Genomic DNA, 19,723 nt, shown 5'->3' with positions numbered 1-19,723 from the left:
TGAAGGCGGCTGCGCTTTATCCTTACCGTAAATGGCTTGTAATTGGGGGTTTCAATACACAGCCGCCTGAAGGCGGCTGCCTAAATAACTGGTTGATGAATCGACAACTTGGTTAGTTTCAATACACAGCCGCCTGAAGGCGGCTGCAGCTATACGTCACAACCGGTATCCCTACTTGCTCTGTTTCAATACACAGCCGCCTGAAGGCGGCTGCTTGAACGCACGCCATACGGTATTGGTATTACGAGGTTTCAATACACAGCCGCCTGAAGGCGGCTGCTGTAATTCCCGGCTGCGGTTGCCGCCGCATCTGCGGTTTCAATACACAGCCGCCTGAAGGCGGCTGCCGATTCCTGATGCGAATAACTGTCACCCTTATGGGAGTTTCAATACACAGCCGCCTGAAGGCGGCTGCAAATAGCAATTGCAGTCAAAGTTGTTTTAGCTTTTGTTTCAATACACAGCCGCCTGAAGGCGGCTGCCTTAATAAAATATCGTGGCTATTCTCGACAGTTTGAGTTTCAATACACAGCCGCCTGAAGGCGGCTGCTCACTATGTAACTTAAATGTTTTTCCATCTTTAAAGTTTCAATACACAGCCGCCTGAAGGCGGCTGCTTGGTCGAAAAGACACCCAATCCCCTTTAGATTGTTTCAATACACAGCCGCCTGAAGGCGGCTGCAAGAGTTTGAGCCGACATTAATTCCTTATCTTCTGTTTCAATACACAGCCGCCTGAAGGCGGCTGCTTTTACAAACAAGACAGCGTTGTGGGGTTGGCGGTGTTTCAATACACAGCCGCCTGAAGGCGGCTGCAACTGGGGCAATATGCAAATGAACAATATCAATGGGTTTCAATACACAGCCGCCTGAAGGCGGCTGCGTCATTATAGTGGGGCATTTAGGGAATGACCCGGGTTTCAATACACAGCCGCCTGAAGGCGGCTGCATAATGATAGCCCCTTATAGGTTCTATTTGATAAGTTTCAATACACAGCCGCCTGAAGGCGGCTGCCATTTTCTTTTACTTTATCCATGTTCTGTAAAGTGTTTCAATACACAGCCGCCTGAAGGCGGCTGCCTGAATAGCCAGATTTAGCCATTAACTCAATAAATGTTTCAATACACAGCCGCCTGAAGGCGGCTGCTGTTCCGTTATTGCACGCAAAACAAGGGACTGATGTTTCAATACACAGCCGCCTGAAGGCGGCTGCTGTCTGCAATATGTGCAGGTACTCGACATAAAATGTTTCAATACACAGCCGCCTGAAGGCGGCTGCGGCTTCATTCATACTGGTTGCAAAAGCCATATTGGTTTCAATACACAGCCGCCTGAAGGCGGCTGCCCGGTAAATGAGTGCGCTCATTTAATTCATCATAGTTTCAATACACAGCCGCCTGAAGGCGGCTGCACGCCCCCTCTGCAAAACGTTTCTCACGATAAGTGTTTCAATACACAGCCGCCTGAAGGCGGCTGCTTTTGTAAATGGCGCAGATGTGGAAGATTTGGGCTTGTTTCAATACACAGCCGCCTGAAGGCGGCTGCCAAGAGCTCACTATTGGCAGCGTGCGAGAACTTTTGTTTCAATACACAGCCGCCTGAAGGCGGCTGCTCACCGTAACTTTTCGCTCTAGCGTCTTTTAACGGCTGTTTCAATACACAGCCGCCTGAAGGCGGCTGCGCCGCTTTTCACTTTAAAATCGCTTTGACTTTTGCGTTTCAATACACAGCCGCCTGAAGGCGGCTGCCAAATGGTACTTGGTGCGTTAATGCTCAATGGCGTGTTTCAATACACAGCCGCCTGAAGGCGGCTGCGTATTACCCGTCAGACCATCATCAATGACGATATGTTTCAATACACAGCCGCCTGAAGGCGGCTGCTGCCTTTATTTCTGATTTTGACTTCGCCAAAATCAGTTTCAATACACAGCCGCCTGAAGGCGGCTGCTCCCTAGCTTTTGAAGCCTTTCACTATAAGGCTTTACAGCCCCTAATTCGCTAAGCTTCTACTTTGGAAGTGATGCGAAGTATAACACAGCTCTTCTTGCCATACTTCACTTTTATAAAATACTAATTTTTAAAGAACTTTTATTATCGCTAACCGCTCAGCTTTTTCTTGATAACTATAGGCTAGCGAATTACAGAATCAGCGTATCCTTAAAGATGTCTATTGATTGTTTTGCTCCATGATGTTCTACTTTATTACGCCATTTACTCCCCAAATGATAAAACCGTAAACTATCACATTTAGGATCATAAGTATTGAGAAGTTTCTCTTTTAGAACTACCCATTGATCAGGCGTTACATCACATTCAAACACGGAATATTGTGCGCGAACGCCATAATCCAAACAATGTTTGGCTATTCTACGTAACCTTGCTTCACCATCATCTGTCTCAAAAGAGATATCATAGGTAATTAACATCATCATAAATAACTCACTCCAAAAAACATTAAGATTTTCGCCCTCATTTTATTGAGAATTACCGCATCAAAAACGGGGGATACTCCACCAAATCGCCGCGTAAATGCCTAGCCAGTAACATGGCTTGAATATGCGGTAACAGACCGACGACCACTTCTTCCTGTAAAAACGGATGTACAATCTTTTCTTGCTTTTTCACCTGCAAAGTTTGGAACAGTAGCTTGCGCGCCTCCGGCTTGATATTCACTGCCCCACCCGCCTCAGTCACAAAATCCTGAGGCTTAATCTGGCCTCGATTAATCAGCGACAGCACCAATCTGTCCGCCCACCACGCTCGAAACTCCTCCAAAATATCCTGCGCCAAACTATCGCGCCCTGGGCGGTCAGCGTGTAAGAAACCCACCTGAGGATCCAAACCCACGCCTTGCAGCGCACCGCTAATATCCTTGCCCAAAATACTATACACAAATGACAGCAGCGCATTCACCTCATCACGTGGCGGGCGGCGATTACGCCCGTCGAACACAAAACCGCTGTTTTCACGTAGCAAATGGCGGAACACACCGAAATAACGTGCCGCCGCATCGCCCTCAATTCCGCGAATTAACTCCAAACTTTGCACCCGCTTCAATTGCTGCAAAGCGAAATTCATCGCAGACACCACCACCTTCACTTCCTCCAGTTCGCCATGATTGCGTAGTCGCCGCTGCAACACCCGCTTACCCGACTGAATCTTCGCCGCAATAATATGCCGAGCAATCGGCACAGGGTTGTGTTCCGACAGACGATATTGTGCCCTTCGTAGCAACACGTTACCGCTCTGCCGTCCCTGCAACCGCCCCAAAAAACGTCCATTTTCGGTGAAAAATGCCAGATTCACATTATTTTCTCCACAAAACCCCATCAAAAACGGCGACACTAGTACATTGCCGAAACAGAAAATGTGCCCGATAGAATGCACCGGCAACTGAGCCACCTTTTTGTACCCCTGCTCCACCACTAACGTTTCCCGATCCTTATGCAGATAACTGCCCTGCGTGGTGATGTAGAGCGTATTTTGCAGTTTTCGCATGGTTGAAAAACTCCCTTGATTTTGACCGCACTTTTATTTTTGAAACGGATTACTGTTTAGCTCGCCTGAAAACAGTTTTACCGTAGATTGTGTTTAGTCAAACAAGCTTTGGTCAATTTAATGATTTTGTCGGATTACACCTTAGACTTCTTAAATACTCTTGTATAGTGTGTAGCAAAACTACGCACGCGTTTTATCCATTGACGACTTCCAAGTCAGTCTGAAAAAATCAGTCTTTTTAGCAGCGTAGAATACCCACCAATGTGTGAGCCCCCAAGGGAGCATACCCTACACTTGGCTGCGGCTAGCTTGCTAATCTTCCCCAAATAACACCTCCACATACCTTACCGACCTATCCTTCTCCAACAACTTCGGCTGACAGATCTCCACCAGTGAACAGGCTTTACAGCGTTTGCCATACACTGGCGGCGGATTTTTCCCGCTTGCCAAAAGCTCGCGCACTTGGACAATAACGGATAGTGTTTTTGTGCGTAGATCATCTGAAAACAGCACGGGCATGCGGTGGCGAGTTTGCATATACCACAGCGCACCCTCAGCTATAGTTTGTCCCGTCATCTCCTCCAAACACAACGCCTGTGCGCAAAGCTGGATTTCATCAAACGGTTCTGGTTTTGGCTTGCCTCGTTTGTATTCCACCGGTTTCAGACAGCCTGTCTGAATATGACGTTCCACCATATCGACAATACCACTGATACCTAGCCGCTGCGCCGACACATGCACACTACGCTCAAAACGTACGCCTTTGCGTGTTTCCGGTTCTCCCGAATCCACCCGCTCGTGCAACGAACGCCCCTGCGCAGTCAAATAGTTCTCCGCCCATACCTGCTCATTGTGAATCAATGCACATTGACGTGGGCAGAAAGCATAGTGTTGTAGGGCGGAGAGGGAAATAGTAGGCAAATCCTGTTCTTTCCCTGCGTCTGCAAGCAATGGCGTTGCTATGGAATTTATCAAATCGGACATTACAGCAATTCTTCTACACTCACGCCATTTAGTCCGTCTGAATCAATGCGAATTTGATAGTCGGCAAAACTCGAGGCAGGCGTATCGCTTTCACCATTGATGCGTTCGACTTTAACGGCGTCGAACAGTTTGTGCGCGGGCACGCTGCCCAGTGCGGTGTCGTGTTTGAACACGATGAGCTTGCGCGCCGCCATTTCGCCTCGGGCGGCGGAGCGGTCGTGCTCGAACATCAATTGCAGGGCTTGCCAGAGTTTGGCCAAATCTTCGTCGGAAAAGCCGGTTTTGGCGGCAAGGTTGGCGGAGATAAAGCCGTGTACACGGTAAAGGGCATAGGGGACGATGTATTTGCGCCCCATGGTGCGCTCTTTTTCGAGGTCTTTTTCGTTGGTTACCGCCATGCGGGTAATGGAGATTTCCAGCGGCACGATGGGGTCGATGGATTGGGCGAACGCCAGTTGCACGGGGCCGCGCACTTGGCCGCTGTTGACTTCGGTGGTCATCACGGCGCCGAAGGTGCGGATATCGAAGAAGTTTTTGCACATCCAAGCGGTGATGTCGCGGGCTTTGGCTTCATCTTTGGGCAGTTTTTTGGCTTCGGATTCGATGCCCAAGGCTTCATAGGCGCGTTTGTTTTGCAGGTTCAGCACGCCTTTGTCTTTCACGTAGATTTCGTAGCCCGGCTGGTTTTCGCTGGCGAGTTCGACAAAATTGCGGATTTTGCGCTTCAGGCACACGTCGGTAACCAAGCCTTTGCTGGATTCGGGATCTAGGCGCGGCATATTGCCGGCGTCGGGGTCGCCGTTAGGGTTGCCGTTGGCTACATCAAAAAAGTAAACGAATTCATAGCGGTTTTGAATAGACATGTTTATTCTCCTTCATGCGTTTGAGTAACTGTGAGGTCTTTTTTAGCAAAGTAGCTTTGCTTTTGTTGGTAATAGCCGATGCCAAAGCGTCCCTGTTCATCAATGCTCAAATGGCGCGGGAAAACTTCAGGCAACATGGCGATAATCTCACCCAAATCTTTGTCGAGATTGACCGCCATGCCGAATTTGTCTTTGCGCAGGCGTGATAAATGATGTTTAGCGCCCGACAATAGACGCGGAAAAACGGAAAACGGTACGGCGGATGCAGAACCGTAATAGCGGTCTGCAATGCCGGCATTTAATTCGCCTAGTGCCTGATACTGAATGCGCTCAAGCACAGCGAATAGCCGCCCAAGCAGATAAGCCGGATTTCGGCTTTCGGTGTTCAAACTCATGTAAACCTCCTCGTGAATAAGACCTTTTCTGAAACGCCGCTGTAACACGGCTTTAATCATGGCAATGCGTAAGCCGTTGACATCACCGTCTGCTCGGATGCGAGCAATTAGCTGCGATAATAGGCTCATGGGATACAGCGTACCGCCAATCACGGCACGCATCATCTCGCCCGCCAAAACGGGGGAAATATTTTCGCTTTTGCCTAACACAGCCGTCTGAAGCAACAAACGCCACACCGACGGTGCTATTTTCCACGGTCGAGGCTCCAACGCTAAATCCTGCCAATGCTGCGCTAGATTCTCCGCAAGCTGCCCGAACGTGGTATCCAGCCAAAAGCGGATGGAAATTCGCGCCGCATTCGGCGCCAAGCCCAAGATATAAAAGCGGGTATCGGGCGACAGATCGGGCGCGATTTCCTGCAAAGGGCGGCCTTTGGCGATTTGCGCCAAAATATCGAATACTTTTTGGCTTTGCTGCTCGTCATCGGGCGGGGTCATGATGTCGGCAAAGAAATCTTCGGCTGCGGCGGCGGTTTCGCTGTCGGCGGCTTCCGCCCAAAATACCGTGCTGGCATCGCCGATGGTCAGGCAATGGCCGTTTTCGCGGCGCAGCAGATAGTTCAGCGCGGTGGTATAAGCAAAGGCGGATACTTCCGACACCGGCGCATTCGCCCCCTGCTCTTTGCCAAACGAAGCAAAGGATTCTTTGTTAAACGAAATAATCGAGCCGCCCGAACTCTGCCCGCCAAACACGCCCTTAATCGCCGGATGCAGCCGCGCAATCGGTGCTTCTTCGCCGCTGATTAAACACAAACCCTGCTCCGCTTCGTCGCTTTTCAGACGGCCTGCCCACAATTCTTGCGCCGCTTCGCGTTTGTGAATCAGGGCGGAAGGCTTATCCAAAGCAAACACCACATTGGCATCCAAAGTTTCAGACAGGCACGGATAATCGGCAAATTGCGCAGGCTGCCAGTGTTGTAAAAAACGGTAGAGTGCCTGCAACCCTTCGTCTTGTTCGTGTTGCAATACATCCAAATGATATTGCCGGAATGCCGCGAAGGTTTTTTCAGACGGCACCACCGGTTCGGTTTTCGCCTGCGCCTTATCTTTATTGGCTTCCACGCCCAAGGCATAAGCGGTTTTGTCCCACAGAAAATTCGGCTTGACGCCCGATGTGCGTTTTTCAGGGCGCGGCACACTCATCAGTTTCGGCTGCGGCTTTTTATCTGCCGTTAAATTCGGCACCGCGTCTTTCAGGCGGCCTTCTTTATCCAACACCAAAATCCAGCCGATTTTTTCCTCGCTAAAGCCGTAAGGCGGCACTTTCGGGTTACCAACATCATCGTTTTGCGTTGCCAAGCGGCGGTAATAACGCGCCAGAGAAGCCAGAATCATGCTTTCACCTCCTCGGCGTAAAACGGTGGCACATCAATTACCCCGTTTTTCATCTCGGCACGGAAAAATTTCGGCAGATTGCCGTGGTCGAAATCAATATCGTGCAGCATCCAGCCCAAATCGCGGTTGATTTCGTTTTCAGACAGGCAAGATTCAGGAAAACTACTGTCATCGTCCACCCAAGCAAAATGCGCCGGAAACTCGCGTACACCCATGCATGGCTGCTGAAAACACTGCCCTTTCGACGCCCGCCGTTTAAACATCTCGATATGCTTAGTAATTGTTTCGTCCGCACCCGCTTTTGCCGTCAGCACTGCATGGGCTTCAATTATATAGCCCACATCTTTCAACACTGTCGCCGCACGCTGCTGGCGGTCGTCATCAATCAGTGTATACAAATCGGCTACACTCTTGCGCCGCATCGCCCCGCTCACCTTGCTCTCAGAAATCTTACTACCCAATTCATTGCGCCGCACCGATTCAAAACGGATCGGTTTCAATACATAAATGCGATCAATCACCCAGTGGATCGCCGGCTTCCAGTGCACTGCCGCCAGTACCCCGCGCGCCGCCGACGGCGTGATGACATCATAAGACACCCGCTCCACCTTCATTTCCGGACGGGTAAAACAGGCGTAATCGCCCCAAATGTGTAGGCGTACCCTATTCATTTTTTATTCTCCTATGGTTTTGTTAATACACGCCCCCGAAGGGAGGCGAACCTACTCATTAATTTAACTTCTTTAGTTTCAATCCACGCAGCTTAAGGCTGCGAATCTTTCAGCGTTTCAGACGGCCTTTAAAAATAGTGGAAAACTGACCGCACTTTTTGAAAAGTACCATTTGAAACTTTAAACAGCAATATTTTAGGTACGAACTTGTCTTCTCAATGCTTCCACTGCTTTAGATACAGCATCTTGTTTAGGTGTCTGGTTTGCCCACTCAGACCAAAATTGTCGAGTTGCACTTTCTGGTGCAATTCTCGGTTTGGCAAGCTTGATGCGTGCAGGAAGTAAAATTGAATCCCCCAATAATAACGCTTCGCCTAAGTCTAATAGAGGCAATATATCAGTGATACCAACCATTGATTCAGGTAACAGCCGTTTAACAACACTCTGATCTTGATCGTTTGTTAAACGCAGAACCAAGAAGTTATTACATTGGCTCAAAATTGTTCGGCTTACATCTGAAGGGCGTTGACTGACAACTAACAGAGAGACTCCATATTTCCGACCTTCTTTTGCAATCCGTTCAAAAGCCTCTAATGCGCGTTTTTCTGCGGCTTCCGCTGAATCGCGGACAGGAAGATACAGATGTGCTTCATCACAAATAATCGTCAGAGGATGGCGGGAATCTTTATCCATCCAAAACTGAATATTGTATAAAAGGCGGGCAAGAACCCCTGTAACAATCGGTAACACATCCGATGGAACTTCGGAAAAATCAATTATTTTGATACCTTTCTGTTCATCAGAAGCAGTAAACAATTTCATCAACATTTCTTCCAACCACCCGTAGCCATTACATTCATCAGGCGGTTGGAACATAAATCCACATCTTCTATCGTCAATTTTGGCTTTCAAACGGCTTATGAATCTGGTTAATTTTCCAAACCATGTACCTTGCTTTAAATTGCTGCTACTGCTACCACTTCTCTTTACCATTTCAGTATCGTCATTATTTAGATATTCAAGCAAGATATTTATGTCATATGGAATCGGAGAATCAACGGTAAATGTTTCAAGAACATCATTTTTCTCATTATTTTTTAATGTTTTTTCCTTAAGTGAACGAACATGTTCAGTAAATCTTGCCACTTGATTTGGTGCATTATTATCACTACGGTCAAGAACTAAAGCTAACATTTCTTCTCTATTCAATAGCCAATACGGTATAAACAAACTACTAGTATCAGAACCATCCAAATCCCCCGGCCCAGCAATACGGTATTGTTGAGCTATAGGATTTTTCCCTTCACACAAAGAAGAGTATTCCCCATGCATATCAAATACAATAAGATTGGCAGATTGTAGTGCTGCGGCGCGCTCTAATATCAATGCAACCGACCAACTTTTACCAGAACCGGTACTACCTAAAATCGCGGCGTGTCGTTGAAAAAATTTATCACCATTTGCCACAGCGACTGCCGTTTCATCAGCCATAAAATGACCCAATGTTAACCGCTCATTTTCTTTTGCATTGGCTGACAGCAAATTCATAAATAATTGCAAGTTGCCGCCACTGAGATGAAAACAATCCCTATCAATTTGTGGGAAACAATCCGCACCCCGTTTAAACGTATTGCTCAAACTCCCATCAACAGTTCTATAAGTCCCAATTAAAACTGCTTTAATAAAATCATCTTGGCTTTCTCCCAATGGAATCGAGCCATCATCCGCAGCCTCCTCCAAAAGTAATTTTTCACTGATAGAGCGCGTTACTCTTTCAATAATGCCAATCAAAAATTCCGAAGCCATTCGACCTTGAATCGCGATCAAATTACCAACAGCAATACTCGTCATCTGCTGATGTTCTTCAACTGAAATCAAAACCCGACTTGTATCTACCGTTACAACTTTACCTAAGCGATCCTTATCTTCAAACTTTAATTTTTCATCGACCATTTTCCAAAACCTCTTTTACGAAATATTCAACATCCCACCATTGCACATCAGGAATCAATTTCTCCCCTTCCTTGCAGATAACCATGGTGCCCAACGGATTTTCATTAAAAATAAGAGCCTTACAATTTGATGATTCATTGACTACTTTTCGGGCATTATCTGACAGTCCCCTTGTCAAAAGCAGTGTCTTAACTCCACTTCTAATTCTTGCAGTTAAATGCGTTTGAAGGTGATCGTCATTAAAGCCATACCCAATGCACAAAATTGAAGCAGCATCATCAATTGCTCTGTTTCCCTGCTCCCTATGAGCATCAAACGGTTGCCCATAGCCTTTTTTATACTTACCGACGCCAGGTGTGATAATCAAAGGCTCTTCCGTACTTCCTATACAACTTGTCATCGGAATATCACCTGCCATAAACCAATCTAAACTGCCGTGTGGCTTAAAAATTTTAATATGATCTCGATAAACCAGTTTTGGAGTTTTCCCTTTCACACTAATATCCCTTACTTGTAGTTTATTGCTCAAATCAGGATCATGCTTACCCCAATAGCGCCCAACCATCATTGAATCCACCCCCCAATTCTCATACTCTGCGGCAAATTCAATCAACCTATCGTAGTTAGTTGTGATCACACGAGCAACTTTTGGATTTGCCGCCGAAGCATGCGAAAGCAAATAAGAAAATTTGAGCTTCTTATTTTCAGCAATACATTTATTGATAGTTTTTTGCTCTTCACACAAGACGTATTCAGCCGTTATCTTAATGATTGCTGATTCAATAGATTCATTAGCTTGCTGTTGTTTTAACAAAGCAGCCTCTAAACCCTCTGAATCAAGGATACCTACAATAGCATTCCATGCTACTTTATCCTTTTCTTCAGAAAGATATTCCGCAATTTTCTCTTTTAATCTCTCGGCTAATTTCCCCATACTGGGTAATCCCTCAGCACACGACAAACCCGAACCAACAACAATGACCAAATTATCAATAAAGACCGTTTGCAACCATTTCTTTAATTCGTTTAGTTCTGTCTCATTCATTTGTCCAACAATCCCCCCCAACAAACATATATCGAAAGCGTATTTTCTAAAAAAACCACATACAGAATAATACCTATATGCGATATTACTTACTTTACCATAAAAATTCAACTTATAAAGAAGTTAAATTATAAAATCAACCTCTCCGCCTTCAAAAACCCCACATCCTCCCAACTAAACCCCGCCACCTCATCATACAAATCCAACCCAATCAGGCCATAGAACTGCTTGCCGAAGGTGTGTTCGTTGATGGCTTCGATGCGTCCGGCTTTCAGCAAAGCGTCCAGTGAACTTTCGGGTATTTGTACGGTGTAACGCTGGAGTTTGCGCAGCAGGCTACCGATTTGGTCGGCGTGGCGCAGGCTGTCGATTAGGCGCTCGGCCTCATCGTCGAACGGGATGATGAGCGGCTGCATATGGGTTTCGATCATGCGGAACTTTGTTGCGATGGTTTGGAAGGGGAAGTTGAGGCTGCTGCCTGCGTTGTGGTGCATAGCGAGGATTTTGCGCTGATCGAGTTCTGCGCCTTTGAGTTGGTAAACTTCGCTAAAGTAGCTGGTAATAGCTTCCACCGATAGTAAATCGTCGGCATGCTGCCGCACTACGGAGCGCATCACGCCGGAGAGCAGGCCGAGTTCGGCAGGGGCTTTCCATTGCGCTTCGGGCTGGAAGATCCAGACAAAACTTTCTTCAGCCAGTCTTTTACCTTCGCGGTTGCAGCGTCCGGCGGCTTGAGCGACAGAATCTAGCCCGGCTTCAGCGCGCATCACCAACGGAAAATCAACATCAACGCCCGCTTCAATCAAAGATGTCGCAATCACGCGGCAGGGTTTGCTGTTTTTCAGACGATCTCGGATGGTTTCCAGCATTTGGGTACGGTGTTTGGCACACATCAGGGTGGTGAGAAGGAATACGCCATCAAACTGCTTGGCATTGTCATACAGGTCTCGGGCGTGGCGGCGGTTATTGACGATAATGAGCATTTGTGAGTGCTGACCTAGCTTCTCCAACAGGTCGGTATCGGTTTGCAGACCGATATGTTGTACGCTGGTTCGACGCAGTTGTTCGAAAAGTGCGGTCGGATTAGGGGCAATTTCGCGTACATTTTCAAAACCGTGGTAAAAGCCGTGTTCCACCTGCACAGCGGGTTGAGTGGCGGTGCACATCACCACGCTGCAACGGTAGTTTTGAGCCAGCTCTTTGATGGCTTGCATCACAGGCAGCAGCAGATTGAGCGGCAACATTTGCGCTTCGTCGAGAATAATTACGCTGCCGGTGATATTGTGCAGTTTACGGCAGCGTGAAGAACGGTCGGCAAACAGCGATTCGAAAAACTGCACGGCGGTGGTCACAACCACAGGCATATCCCAGTTTTCGGAGGCTTGGCGCAGTTTGTCTTTGCTATGTTGATTTTTGAGCTTGCTGTCGTCAAAAGTACTGTGGTGTTCCAACACGGCGGCTTCGCCCAAATCACCGAAGGCTTTACGAAACTCGGCAGCGTTTTGCTCGATGATGCTGGTAAAGGGGATAACATAAATCACGCGACGCATACCGTGCCGTTTGGCGTGTTCCAAGGCAAACGCCATCGAGGTAAAGGTTTTGCCGCCGCCAGTAGGCACAGTAAGAGTAAATAGACCGGGTAGCTCGTCGGCTTGTGCAACGGCATGGTCGAGAATGCTACTGCGCAAGCGATTAAGCGCGGCGCGGCGTTGCTCCGCTTCTGTCACCGGAGCCTGTTTGGCAGGCATTTTAAAAGATTCGATAAAGGTATTGAAACGCTGTTGCAGTGCATTTAAATCGGGATAATTGCCACGCTGTATAGCTTTGTTTTCAACAGAAGCATAAAAAGCTTCGGTATCGAGAAAATCGGCATCCACCAAGCAGGAATACAACATACGGGTAAAGAAGGCATAGGAAAACCATTTATGATGCGCATCGGTTTTCAAGGGCGGGGCGGGTATTTTTTCAGGCAATGGGATTTCCTGCTGCCAAACAGGATCAAGCTCGGGGATATCTTTGCCGAAAGCCAGCGCGAGGCGTTGTACTAAGGTGCGGCGGTTATCCCCCTCTCCACCACCGTTTGCCAGGCCGGCATGATGGCCAGCAATGCAGAAAGCCATCAGCTTGCCTGCCATGCCCCAACGTTCGACCGCAATTTTTGCACCTGCAGTGGCGTGGTCAACGGAAGGCCCACCCCGCAGTCGCCTATCAAATGCTTCCGTATATTTGCCCAAGTCGTGCAATTTAGCCGTATTCCTTGCTATCTCTTGCGAACCAAAAAAACAAGCAAAATTAGCTGACATTTCAGCGACTTGGGACAAATGATTCTGTAAAATTTGCCACTGAGATTCTGAAAAACTTTCGGTGGAATGAGCGTAATAAACTTTCTCTTTTTTCATAAAAAATAACCTTTACTAGACATCTAAATCTTACAAAAAGAAAAATTAAATGTATATTGGCAAAAGTTATTTATGAGAGGTAGATCAATTTTTTATTTACAATAGATTCATCACTCCGTTCTTTACAAAAATTTAGAGTGACAGCTTATGGCGGATTCGGTTAGTCGGGGTACAAAATCGCTGAGAGATACCGGTAAACCTGAAGCTATTAGCACTGATGTAGAAAACTAATCTTCTCTTCCTCAAGCGCTGACTTACTTTTCTCTTTGATTCATAATAAGGCTGCATGATGACCCACTATGCCAGGCAAGCTCAAAGCAGAAAAATACACTCTAGGGTGGTAAGTATAATCAAAAATGGGTGAAACCTAGAAATTATAGACTTTGCTCTTTCCGCCGAAGTACAAAAAAATTCCGTGGACTGAAGCCAATTCCTATCAGTTACCGAACAATATCCATGTAAAATCGCATCCCAATCTCCCCATGCCGATGAAATTAAAATTAATTGATATTGATTTCATTCGGTTTGTTACCGACCAAGAAGCGAAACGTTTAGTGGAGCGCAGGATGAAAGAAATGAAAGGGGAATAAATTTTAATCAAAAAAGGCGAGACTATTTAATCGGCCTCGGCTTTTTTACGAAAAAAATCAATGAAACAATTTATCGCTAAAAAACACCTAAAAAATCAACCGCTCTTTTCCTGTGTAAATATTTCCCTTGCCTTCTCTTGCAAATCCGACCAATGTTAAATGGTGAGTTTCAGCCATCTTGATCGCCAAATCCGTTGCTGCGGAAATCGCAACTAACATTTCTACACGGCATGAAATTGCTTTTTGCACCATTTCATAGCTTGCTCTACTTGATGTCAAAATAAAGCCCTGTTCTTTATCGGTTTTAGCATACCAGCCAAGCAGTTTATCCAACGCTACATGCCGTCCAACATCTTCTCGGATAGCAAGTACATTACCTTGTAAATCAAAAAATGCACAGGCGTGTGTTGCGCCGGTCTGTTTAGCTAATTGTTGATTTTCCTGCAATGTAGAAAGGCAATGATCTAACAAATTAACATCAAACCGAAAAGTGCGGTCTAATTTAGGAAAGTTTTTATATACTTGGTTTAACTGTTCCGTACCACAAATTCCGCACCCCGTACGTCCGGTAAGATTTCGTCGATGCTCTTTAAGTGCCATAAATTGACGGCTGGAAAGCTCAATTTGTACTTCAATGCCATTACATACTTCTTGCACGTCAATGCCATAAATATCAGTAGGTTGATTAATAATACCTTCCGTTAAAGAAAAACCTAAAGCAAAATCCTCCAAATCTTGCGGAGAGCACATCATCACAGCATGAGAAATACCGTTATAAACAAGTGAAACCGGGGTTTCAACAGCGAGAAAATCATTTTTTGTTTGTAAAAGTGCGGTTGATTTTTCTGATGTTTTTGGCTTTTTTAAGAAAAAATTGACGGATTGTTCAATTAACCCATTCATTGATAACCTGCCTATTAAATCATGTAACAAAAATGTTAACTTTTTTTGCTAATTTCGTGATCTTAATCACGTATTTTGTGGATATAATGCATTTTGATTATGGATTTATCACTAAAAAATAGGTATTCTACGACAAGCTTAAATTGATGTTTTTTTATACTCGATTTAGTCTGTTGATTGGCATTATTCTAACGAAATCAACTAAATTTTCTAGATGAATTTCCTTACTATCTAATAATATCTCAGCAATCTATTGCTGAAAGGAGTGATTATGCAGGTCTCAAGAAGAAAGTTCTTTAAGATCTGTGCAGGTGGTATGGCGGGAACTTCCGCTGCTATGTTAGGCTTTGCTCCGGCAAATGCACTAGCGGCACCGCGTGAATATAAATTATTACGCGCCTATGAATCCCGTAACACTTGTACATATTGTGCCGTCAGTTGCGGTATGTTGCTTTATAGTACAGGCAAACCTAATACGGGCTTAAGCAGTTACACAGGTACAAATACTCGTTCAAAATTATTTCACCTTGAGGGTGATCCAGACCACCCTATCAGCCGTGGCGCACTCTGTCCAAAAGGTGCCGGAGCACTTGATTACATAAATAGTGAAAGCCGTTCTTTATATCCTCAATATCGTGCACCGGGTTCCGACAAATGGGAACGTCTTTCTTGGCAGGACGCAATCAAACGTATTGCCCGCTTAATGAAAGATGATCGCGATGCCAATTTTGTAGAAACCGATGCAACCGGGAAAACCGTAAACCGTTGGTCAACCACGGGGATCATGACTGCCTCCGCAATGAGCAATGAAGCAGCGTTACTTACGCAAAAATGGATTCGAATGCTCGGCATGGTACCCGTATGTAACCAAGCGAATACTTGACACGGACCAACGGTAGCAAGTCTTGCTCCATCATTTGGTCGCGGTGCCATGACAAACAACTGGGTTGACATCAAAAATGCCGATTTAATCATCGTTCAAGGCGGTAACCCTGCCGAAGCCCACCCTGTTGGCTTCCGTTGGGCGATTGAAGCAAAGAAAAACGGTGCAAAAATCATCGTCGTCGATCCACGCTTTAACCGTACGGCTTCTGTCGCCGATCTTCATGCTCCGATTCGTTCCGGTTCCGATATTGCGTTCTTAATGGGCGTGATTCGTTACCTATTGGAAAACGATAAGATTCAGCACGAATATGTTAAACACTACACGAACGCCTCTTTCTTAGTCAATGAAGGCTTTAAATTTGAAGACGGGCTATTCTCAGGTTACGACGCAAATAAACGTAGTTATGACAAATCAACATGGAATTACCAGTTTGATGAAAATGGTCAGGCTAAACGTGATATGACATTACAACATCCACGTTGTGTGATTAATGTATTAAAAGAACACGTTTCTCGCTACACACCTGAAATGGTCGAGCGTGTAACCGGCGTAAAACAAAAATTATTCTTACAGATCTGTGAGGAAATCGGTGAAACCTCAAAACCAAATAAAACAATGACGCATTTATATGCGCTAGGTTTTACAGAACATACTATCGGTACACAAAATATCCGTTCGATGGCAATGATTCAATTACTATTAGGTAATATGGGGATGCCGGGTGGTGGCATTAACGCATTACGCGGACACTCAAACGTGCAAGGTACGACAGATATGGGATTGTTACCGACTTCCCTACCTGGCTATATGCGTTTACCAAACGATAAAGACTCCTCTTACGAGCAATATATCAATGCCATTACGCCAAAAGACATCGTTCCGGGTCAAATCAACTATTATCGTAATACGTCGAAATTCTTTGTGAGTATGATGAAAACGTTTTATGGTGATAATGCAACCAAAGAAAACGGTTGGGGATTTGATTTTTTACCAAAAACAGATCGATTTTACGACCCTATCACTCATGTGAAATTAATGAATGACGGTCAACTACACGGTTGGATTTTACAAGGCTTCAACGTATTGAACTCGTTACCGAATAAGAATAAAACCCTTGCCGGTATGAGCAAATTAAAATTCTTAATCGTGCTTGATCCGCTTCAAACCGAAAGTTCTGAATTCTGGAAAAACTTTGGCGAATCAAACAATGTTAATCCTGCGGACATTCAGACGGAAGTGTTCCGTCTACCGACGACTTGTTTTGCGGAAGAAGACGGTTCAATCGCCAACTCCGGGCGTTGGGCACAATGGCACTGGAAAGGTTGTGATCAACCGGGCGAAGCATTACCGGATGTGGATATTCTTTCGATGATTCGTGAAGAAATGCACGAACTCTATAAAAAAGAAGGCGGTCGTGGTATTGAATCTTTTGAAGCAATGACATGGAATTATGCGCAACCACACTCTCCAAGTGCGGAAGAATTAGCGAAAGAATTAAATGGCTATGCTCTTGAAGATCTTTATGATTCAAATGGCAACCTGATGTATAAAAAAGGTCAATTACTCAATGGATTCGCTCACTTACGTGATGATGGCAACACCGCATCAGGTAACTGGTTATATGTGGGTCAATGGACGGAAAAAGGTAACCAAACCGCTAATCGAGATAATTCGGATCCATCCGGATTAGGCTGTACGGTAGGTTGGGGATTCGCTTGGCCGGCAAACCGTCGTGTGCTTTATAGCCGTGCTTCCTTAGATATTAACGGTAAACCATGGGATAAACATCGTCAGCTAATCAAATGGAACGGTAAAAACTGGAACTGGTTTGACATTGCCGACTATGGTACTCAACCGCCGGGTTCTGAGGCAGGTCCGTTTATTATGTCCGCCGAAGGTGTGGGTCGCTTATTTGCCGTCGATAAAATCAATAACGGCCCAATGCCTGAGCATTATGAGCCGGTTGAAAGCCCGATTGATACAAACCCGCTCCATCCAAATGTAGTGACCGATCCAACCGTGCGGATTTACAAAGAAGACCGTGAATTTATCGGTTCAAATAAAGAGTTCCCATTTGTCGCAACTACTTATCGTTTAACCGAGCATTTCCATAGTTGGACCGCACAGTCTGCGCTTAATATTATTGCCCAACCACAACAATTTGTGGAAATAGGGGAAAAATTGGCTGCAGAAAAAGGTATCCAAAAAGGCGATATGGTGAAAATTACCTCAAAACGTGGCTATATCAAAGCTGTTGCCGTTGTCACCAAACGCTTAAAAGAATTGGAAGTTGACGGTAAAACCGTTCATCACGTGGGCATTCCGATTCACTGGAATATGAAAGCCTTGAACGGTAAAGGAAATCGTGGATTCTCCACCAACGTTCTCACGCCGTCTTGGGGTGAAGCCAATACACAAACACCGGAATACAAAACATTCTTGGTAAACATTGAGAAAGCGGAGGCATAAACGATGAGTGTACAATCTCAAGATATTATTAAGATCTCCGCCACCTCTGGGCTCACTCCTGCACCACAGGCACGAGATCATAAAGTGGAAGTGGCAAAACTGATTGATGTTTCCACCTGTATCGGCTGTAAAGCCTGCCAGGTGGGCTGCTCGGAGTGGAATGACATCCGCTCCGATGTTAATGCACAATGCGTAGGCGTTTATGACAATCCCGTTGATCTTAATGCCAAAGCTTGGACAGTCATGCGTTTTAATGAAGTGGAAGAAAACGATCGTTTAGAATGGTTAATTCGTAAAGACGGTTGTATGCACTGCTCGGAACCGGGTTGTTTAAAAGCCTGTCCTGCACCGGGTGCAATTATCCAATACAAAAACGGTATCGTTGATTTCCAATCCGATAAATGTATCGGTTGCGGTTACTGTATTGCCGGCTGTCCTTTCAACATTCCTCGAATGAATCCGGATGACAATCGCGTATACAAATGTACTCTTTGCGTCGATCGCGTTTCTGTCGGTCAAGAGCCGGCTTGTGTCAAAACCTGTCCTACAGGTGCTATTCGTTTCGGTTCAAAAGAAGAAATGAAAATCTATGCGGAACAACGCGTTGCCGATCTGAAATCCCGAGGCTATGAAAATGCAGGGCTTTATGATCCACCAGGTGTGGGTGGCACACACGTGATGTACGTTCTACACCATGCAGACAAGCCTGAACTTTACAACGGTCTCCCGAAAGATCCGCAAATCGACCTCAGTATCACCTTATGGAAAGATGTGTTAAAACCGGTTGCGGCTGTGGCAATGGGCGGCTTGGCCTTAGCTGAGCTTGGCCATTACTTAACCGTCGGTCCAAATGTTGAAACTGATGTCGAAGATCACCATGAAAAATTTGAGAACGAAGATAAACACGGAGGAAAAGAAGATGAGTAAATTTGAAATTACTAACGATACTCGTATCGTTCGTCATCGAATTCCTGCTCGTTTAAGTCACTGGTTTTTAGTCATTTCATTCTTCCTGACTATGTTTACCGGTGTAGCCTTTTTCTTCCCTGATTTTGCTTGGTTAACTGAAATTTTAGGTACCCCGCAACTTGCTCGAGCGATTCATCCTTTCACCGGGATTTTAATGTTTATTGCCTTTATTTTACTATGTTCATTATATTGGCATCACAATGTTCCGGAGAAAAATGACATTCGTTGGTTAAAAGGTATTACGGAAGTATTAAAAGGTAATGAACACGCAGTATCGGATAACGGAAAATATAATCTTGGGCAAAAAATGTTGTTTTGGACATTGATCTTGGCAATGTTTACCTTGTTAGTTTCCGGCATCATTATGTGGCGTCAATACTTTTCTCACTACTTCTCAATTCCGGTATTAAGAATTGCGATTCTTCTCCACTCAGCCAGTGCTTTTATGCTATTTACAGGCATTATGGTACATATATACATGGCGTTTTGGGTAAAAGGATCGATTCGCGGTATTGTGGAAGGTTGGGTAACCGTTCGTTGGGCGAAAAAACATCACCCTCGTTGGTATCGTGAAGAAATACTACCTGAGCTGGAAAAAGACAGAGAACGTAAAATAAGAGGTGAAAAACCTAAAGCCTTATTTAAAGGTATTGCGGACTAAGTCTAAAACTAACTTCAAAAGTGCGGTTAAAAATGACCGCAC

General features: G+C 45.5%; 13 protein-coding genes and 1 CRISPR repeat array. Of the genes, 3 read left to right on the top strand and 10 right to left on the bottom strand.

Going from position 1 to position 19,723, the window contains the following annotated elements:
* Positions 1-48 precede the first annotated feature (48 nt).
* Positions 49-1,948: direct repeats of the CRISPR family, unit length 32 nt; unit sequence GTTTCAATACACAGCCGCCTGAAGGCGGCTGC.
* Between the two features lie 190 nt (positions 1,949-2,138).
* The 10 genes from cas2 to fdhD form a co-directional block, all read right to left on the bottom strand.
* The gene (gene cas2, locus BKL51_RS01710; protein WP_077465024.1) at positions 2,139-2,432 is read right to left on the bottom strand and encodes a CRISPR-associated endonuclease Cas2; all 294 of its coding nucleotides are present in this window, start codon (positions 2,430-2,432) and stop codon (positions 2,139-2,141) included.
* Positions 2,433-2,484: 52 nt separating this feature from the next.
* Positions 2,485-3,498, bottom strand: coding sequence for a type I-C CRISPR-associated endonuclease Cas1c (gene cas1c, locus BKL51_RS01705; RefSeq protein ID WP_077465023.1), 1,014 nt, complete (start codon positions 3,496-3,498; stop codon positions 2,485-2,487).
* A gap of 312 nt (positions 3,499-3,810) precedes the next feature.
* On the bottom strand, positions 3,811-4,482 hold the full coding sequence (cas4, locus tag BKL51_RS01700; RefSeq protein WP_077465022.1) for a CRISPR-associated protein Cas4: 672 nt from the start codon (positions 4,480-4,482) through the stop codon (positions 3,811-3,813).
* Positions 4,482-5,345, bottom strand: a complete 864-nt coding sequence (gene cas7c / locus BKL51_RS01695) for a type I-C CRISPR-associated protein Cas7/Csd2 (protein ID WP_077465021.1) — start codon at positions 5,343-5,345, stop codon at positions 4,482-4,484. The genes cas4 and cas7c overlap by 1 nt, the downstream gene beginning before the upstream one ends.
* A 2-nt stretch (positions 5,346-5,347) precedes the next feature.
* Complete coding sequence (gene cas8c / locus BKL51_RS01690; protein ID WP_077465020.1) at positions 5,348-7,135, bottom strand: type I-C CRISPR-associated protein Cas8c/Csd1; 1,788 nt, start codon at positions 7,133-7,135, stop codon at positions 5,348-5,350.
* A complete protein-coding gene (cas5c, locus tag BKL51_RS01685; RefSeq protein ID WP_077465019.1) occupies positions 7,132-7,806 on the bottom strand; it encodes a type I-C CRISPR-associated protein Cas5c in 675 nt (224 codons plus the stop codon). Before cas5c ends, cas8c begins: the two co-directional genes overlap by 4 nt.
* A gap of 195 nt (positions 7,807-8,001) precedes the next feature.
* Positions 8,002-9,759 (bottom strand): ATP-binding protein, encoded by a 1,758-nt coding sequence (locus BKL51_RS01680; RefSeq protein ID WP_077465018.1) that lies wholly within the window; start codon positions 9,757-9,759, stop codon positions 8,002-8,004.
* Positions 9,749-10,804, bottom strand: coding sequence for an SIR2 family protein (locus tag BKL51_RS01675; protein WP_077465026.1), 1,056 nt, complete (start codon positions 10,802-10,804; stop codon positions 9,749-9,751). Before BKL51_RS01675 ends, BKL51_RS01680 begins: the two co-directional genes overlap by 11 nt.
* Positions 10,805-10,932: 128 nt before the next feature.
* The gene (locus tag BKL51_RS01670; RefSeq protein ID WP_077465017.1) at positions 10,933-13,203 is read right to left on the bottom strand and encodes a CRISPR-associated helicase/endonuclease Cas3; all 2,271 of its coding nucleotides are present in this window, start codon (positions 13,201-13,203) and stop codon (positions 10,933-10,935) included.
* A gap of 677 nt (positions 13,204-13,880) precedes the next feature.
* On the bottom strand, positions 13,881-14,696 hold the full coding sequence (fdhD, locus tag BKL51_RS01660) for a formate dehydrogenase accessory sulfurtransferase FdhD (RefSeq protein WP_077465016.1): 816 nt from the start codon (positions 14,694-14,696) through the stop codon (positions 13,881-13,883).
* Between the two features lie 271 nt (positions 14,697-14,967).
* Here fdhD and fdnG point away from each other — a divergent pair, with 271 nt between their 5' ends.
* From fdnG to BKL51_RS01640, 3 genes are read left to right on the top strand one after another with little or no spacing between them, the layout of a single operon-like run.
* Positions 14,968-18,051: a formate dehydrogenase-N subunit alpha gene (gene fdnG, locus BKL51_RS01650; RefSeq protein ID WP_143530481.1), complete on the top strand. Its 3,084-nt coding sequence runs from the start codon at positions 14,968-14,970 to the stop codon at positions 18,049-18,051.
* A 3-nt stretch (positions 18,052-18,054) separates the two neighbouring features.
* Positions 18,055-18,978: a formate dehydrogenase subunit beta gene (gene fdxH / locus BKL51_RS01645; protein WP_077465013.1), complete on the top strand. Its 924-nt coding sequence runs from the start codon at positions 18,055-18,057 to the stop codon at positions 18,976-18,978.
* A complete protein-coding gene (locus BKL51_RS01640; protein ID WP_077465012.1) occupies positions 18,971-19,681 on the top strand; it encodes a formate dehydrogenase subunit gamma in 711 nt (236 codons plus the stop codon). The genes fdxH and BKL51_RS01640 overlap by 8 nt, the downstream gene beginning before the upstream one ends.
* Positions 19,682-19,723: the final 42 nt, after the last annotated feature.

The organism is Rodentibacter sp. Ppn85 (assembly GCF_001999335.1).
Lineage (GTDB): Bacteria > Pseudomonadota > Gammaproteobacteria > Enterobacterales > Pasteurellaceae > Rodentibacter.
The sequence above is the reverse complement of the archived record's forward strand: the minus strand, read 5'-3'. Positions and strand labels throughout refer to the sequence as shown.

Excerpts from the sequence above, each read along its gene's own strand:
- cas2 (WP_077465024.1), bottom strand. The coding sequence starts at position 2,432 with ATGATGATGTTAATTACCTATGATATCTCTTTTGAGACAGATGATGGT.
- cas1c (WP_077465023.1), bottom strand. The coding sequence starts at position 3,498 with ATGCGAAAACTGCAAAATACGCTCTACATCACCACGCAGGGCAGTTAT.
- cas4 (WP_077465022.1), bottom strand. The coding sequence starts at position 4,482 with ATGTCCGATTTGATAAATTCCATAGCAACGCCATTGCTTGCAGACGCA.
- cas7c (WP_077465021.1), bottom strand. The coding sequence starts at position 5,345 with ATGTCTATTCAAAACCGCTATGAATTCGTTTACTTTTTTGATGTAGCC.
- cas8c (WP_077465020.1), bottom strand. The coding sequence starts at position 7,135 with ATGATTCTGGCTTCTCTGGCGCGTTATTACCGCCGCTTGGCAACGCAA.
- cas5c (WP_077465019.1), bottom strand. The coding sequence starts at position 7,806 with ATGAATAGGGTACGCCTACACATTTGGGGCGATTACGCCTGTTTTACC.
- BKL51_RS01680 (WP_077465018.1), bottom strand. The coding sequence starts at position 9,759 with ATGGTCGATGAAAAATTAAAGTTTGAAGATAAGGATCGCTTAGGTAAA.
- BKL51_RS01675 (WP_077465026.1), bottom strand. The coding sequence starts at position 10,804 with ATGAATGAGACAGAACTAAACGAATTAAAGAAATGGTTGCAAACGGTC.
- BKL51_RS01670 (WP_077465017.1), bottom strand. The coding sequence starts at position 13,203 with ATGAAAAAAGAGAAAGTTTATTACGCTCATTCCACCGAAAGTTTTTCA.
- fdhD (WP_077465016.1), bottom strand. The coding sequence starts at position 14,696 with ATGAATGGGTTAATTGAACAATCCGTCAATTTTTTCTTAAAAAAGCCA.
- fdxH (WP_077465013.1), top strand. The coding sequence starts at position 18,055 with ATGAGTGTACAATCTCAAGATATTATTAAGATCTCCGCCACCTCTGGG.
- BKL51_RS01640 (WP_077465012.1), top strand. The coding sequence starts at position 18,971 with ATGAGTAAATTTGAAATTACTAACGATACTCGTATCGTTCGTCATCGA.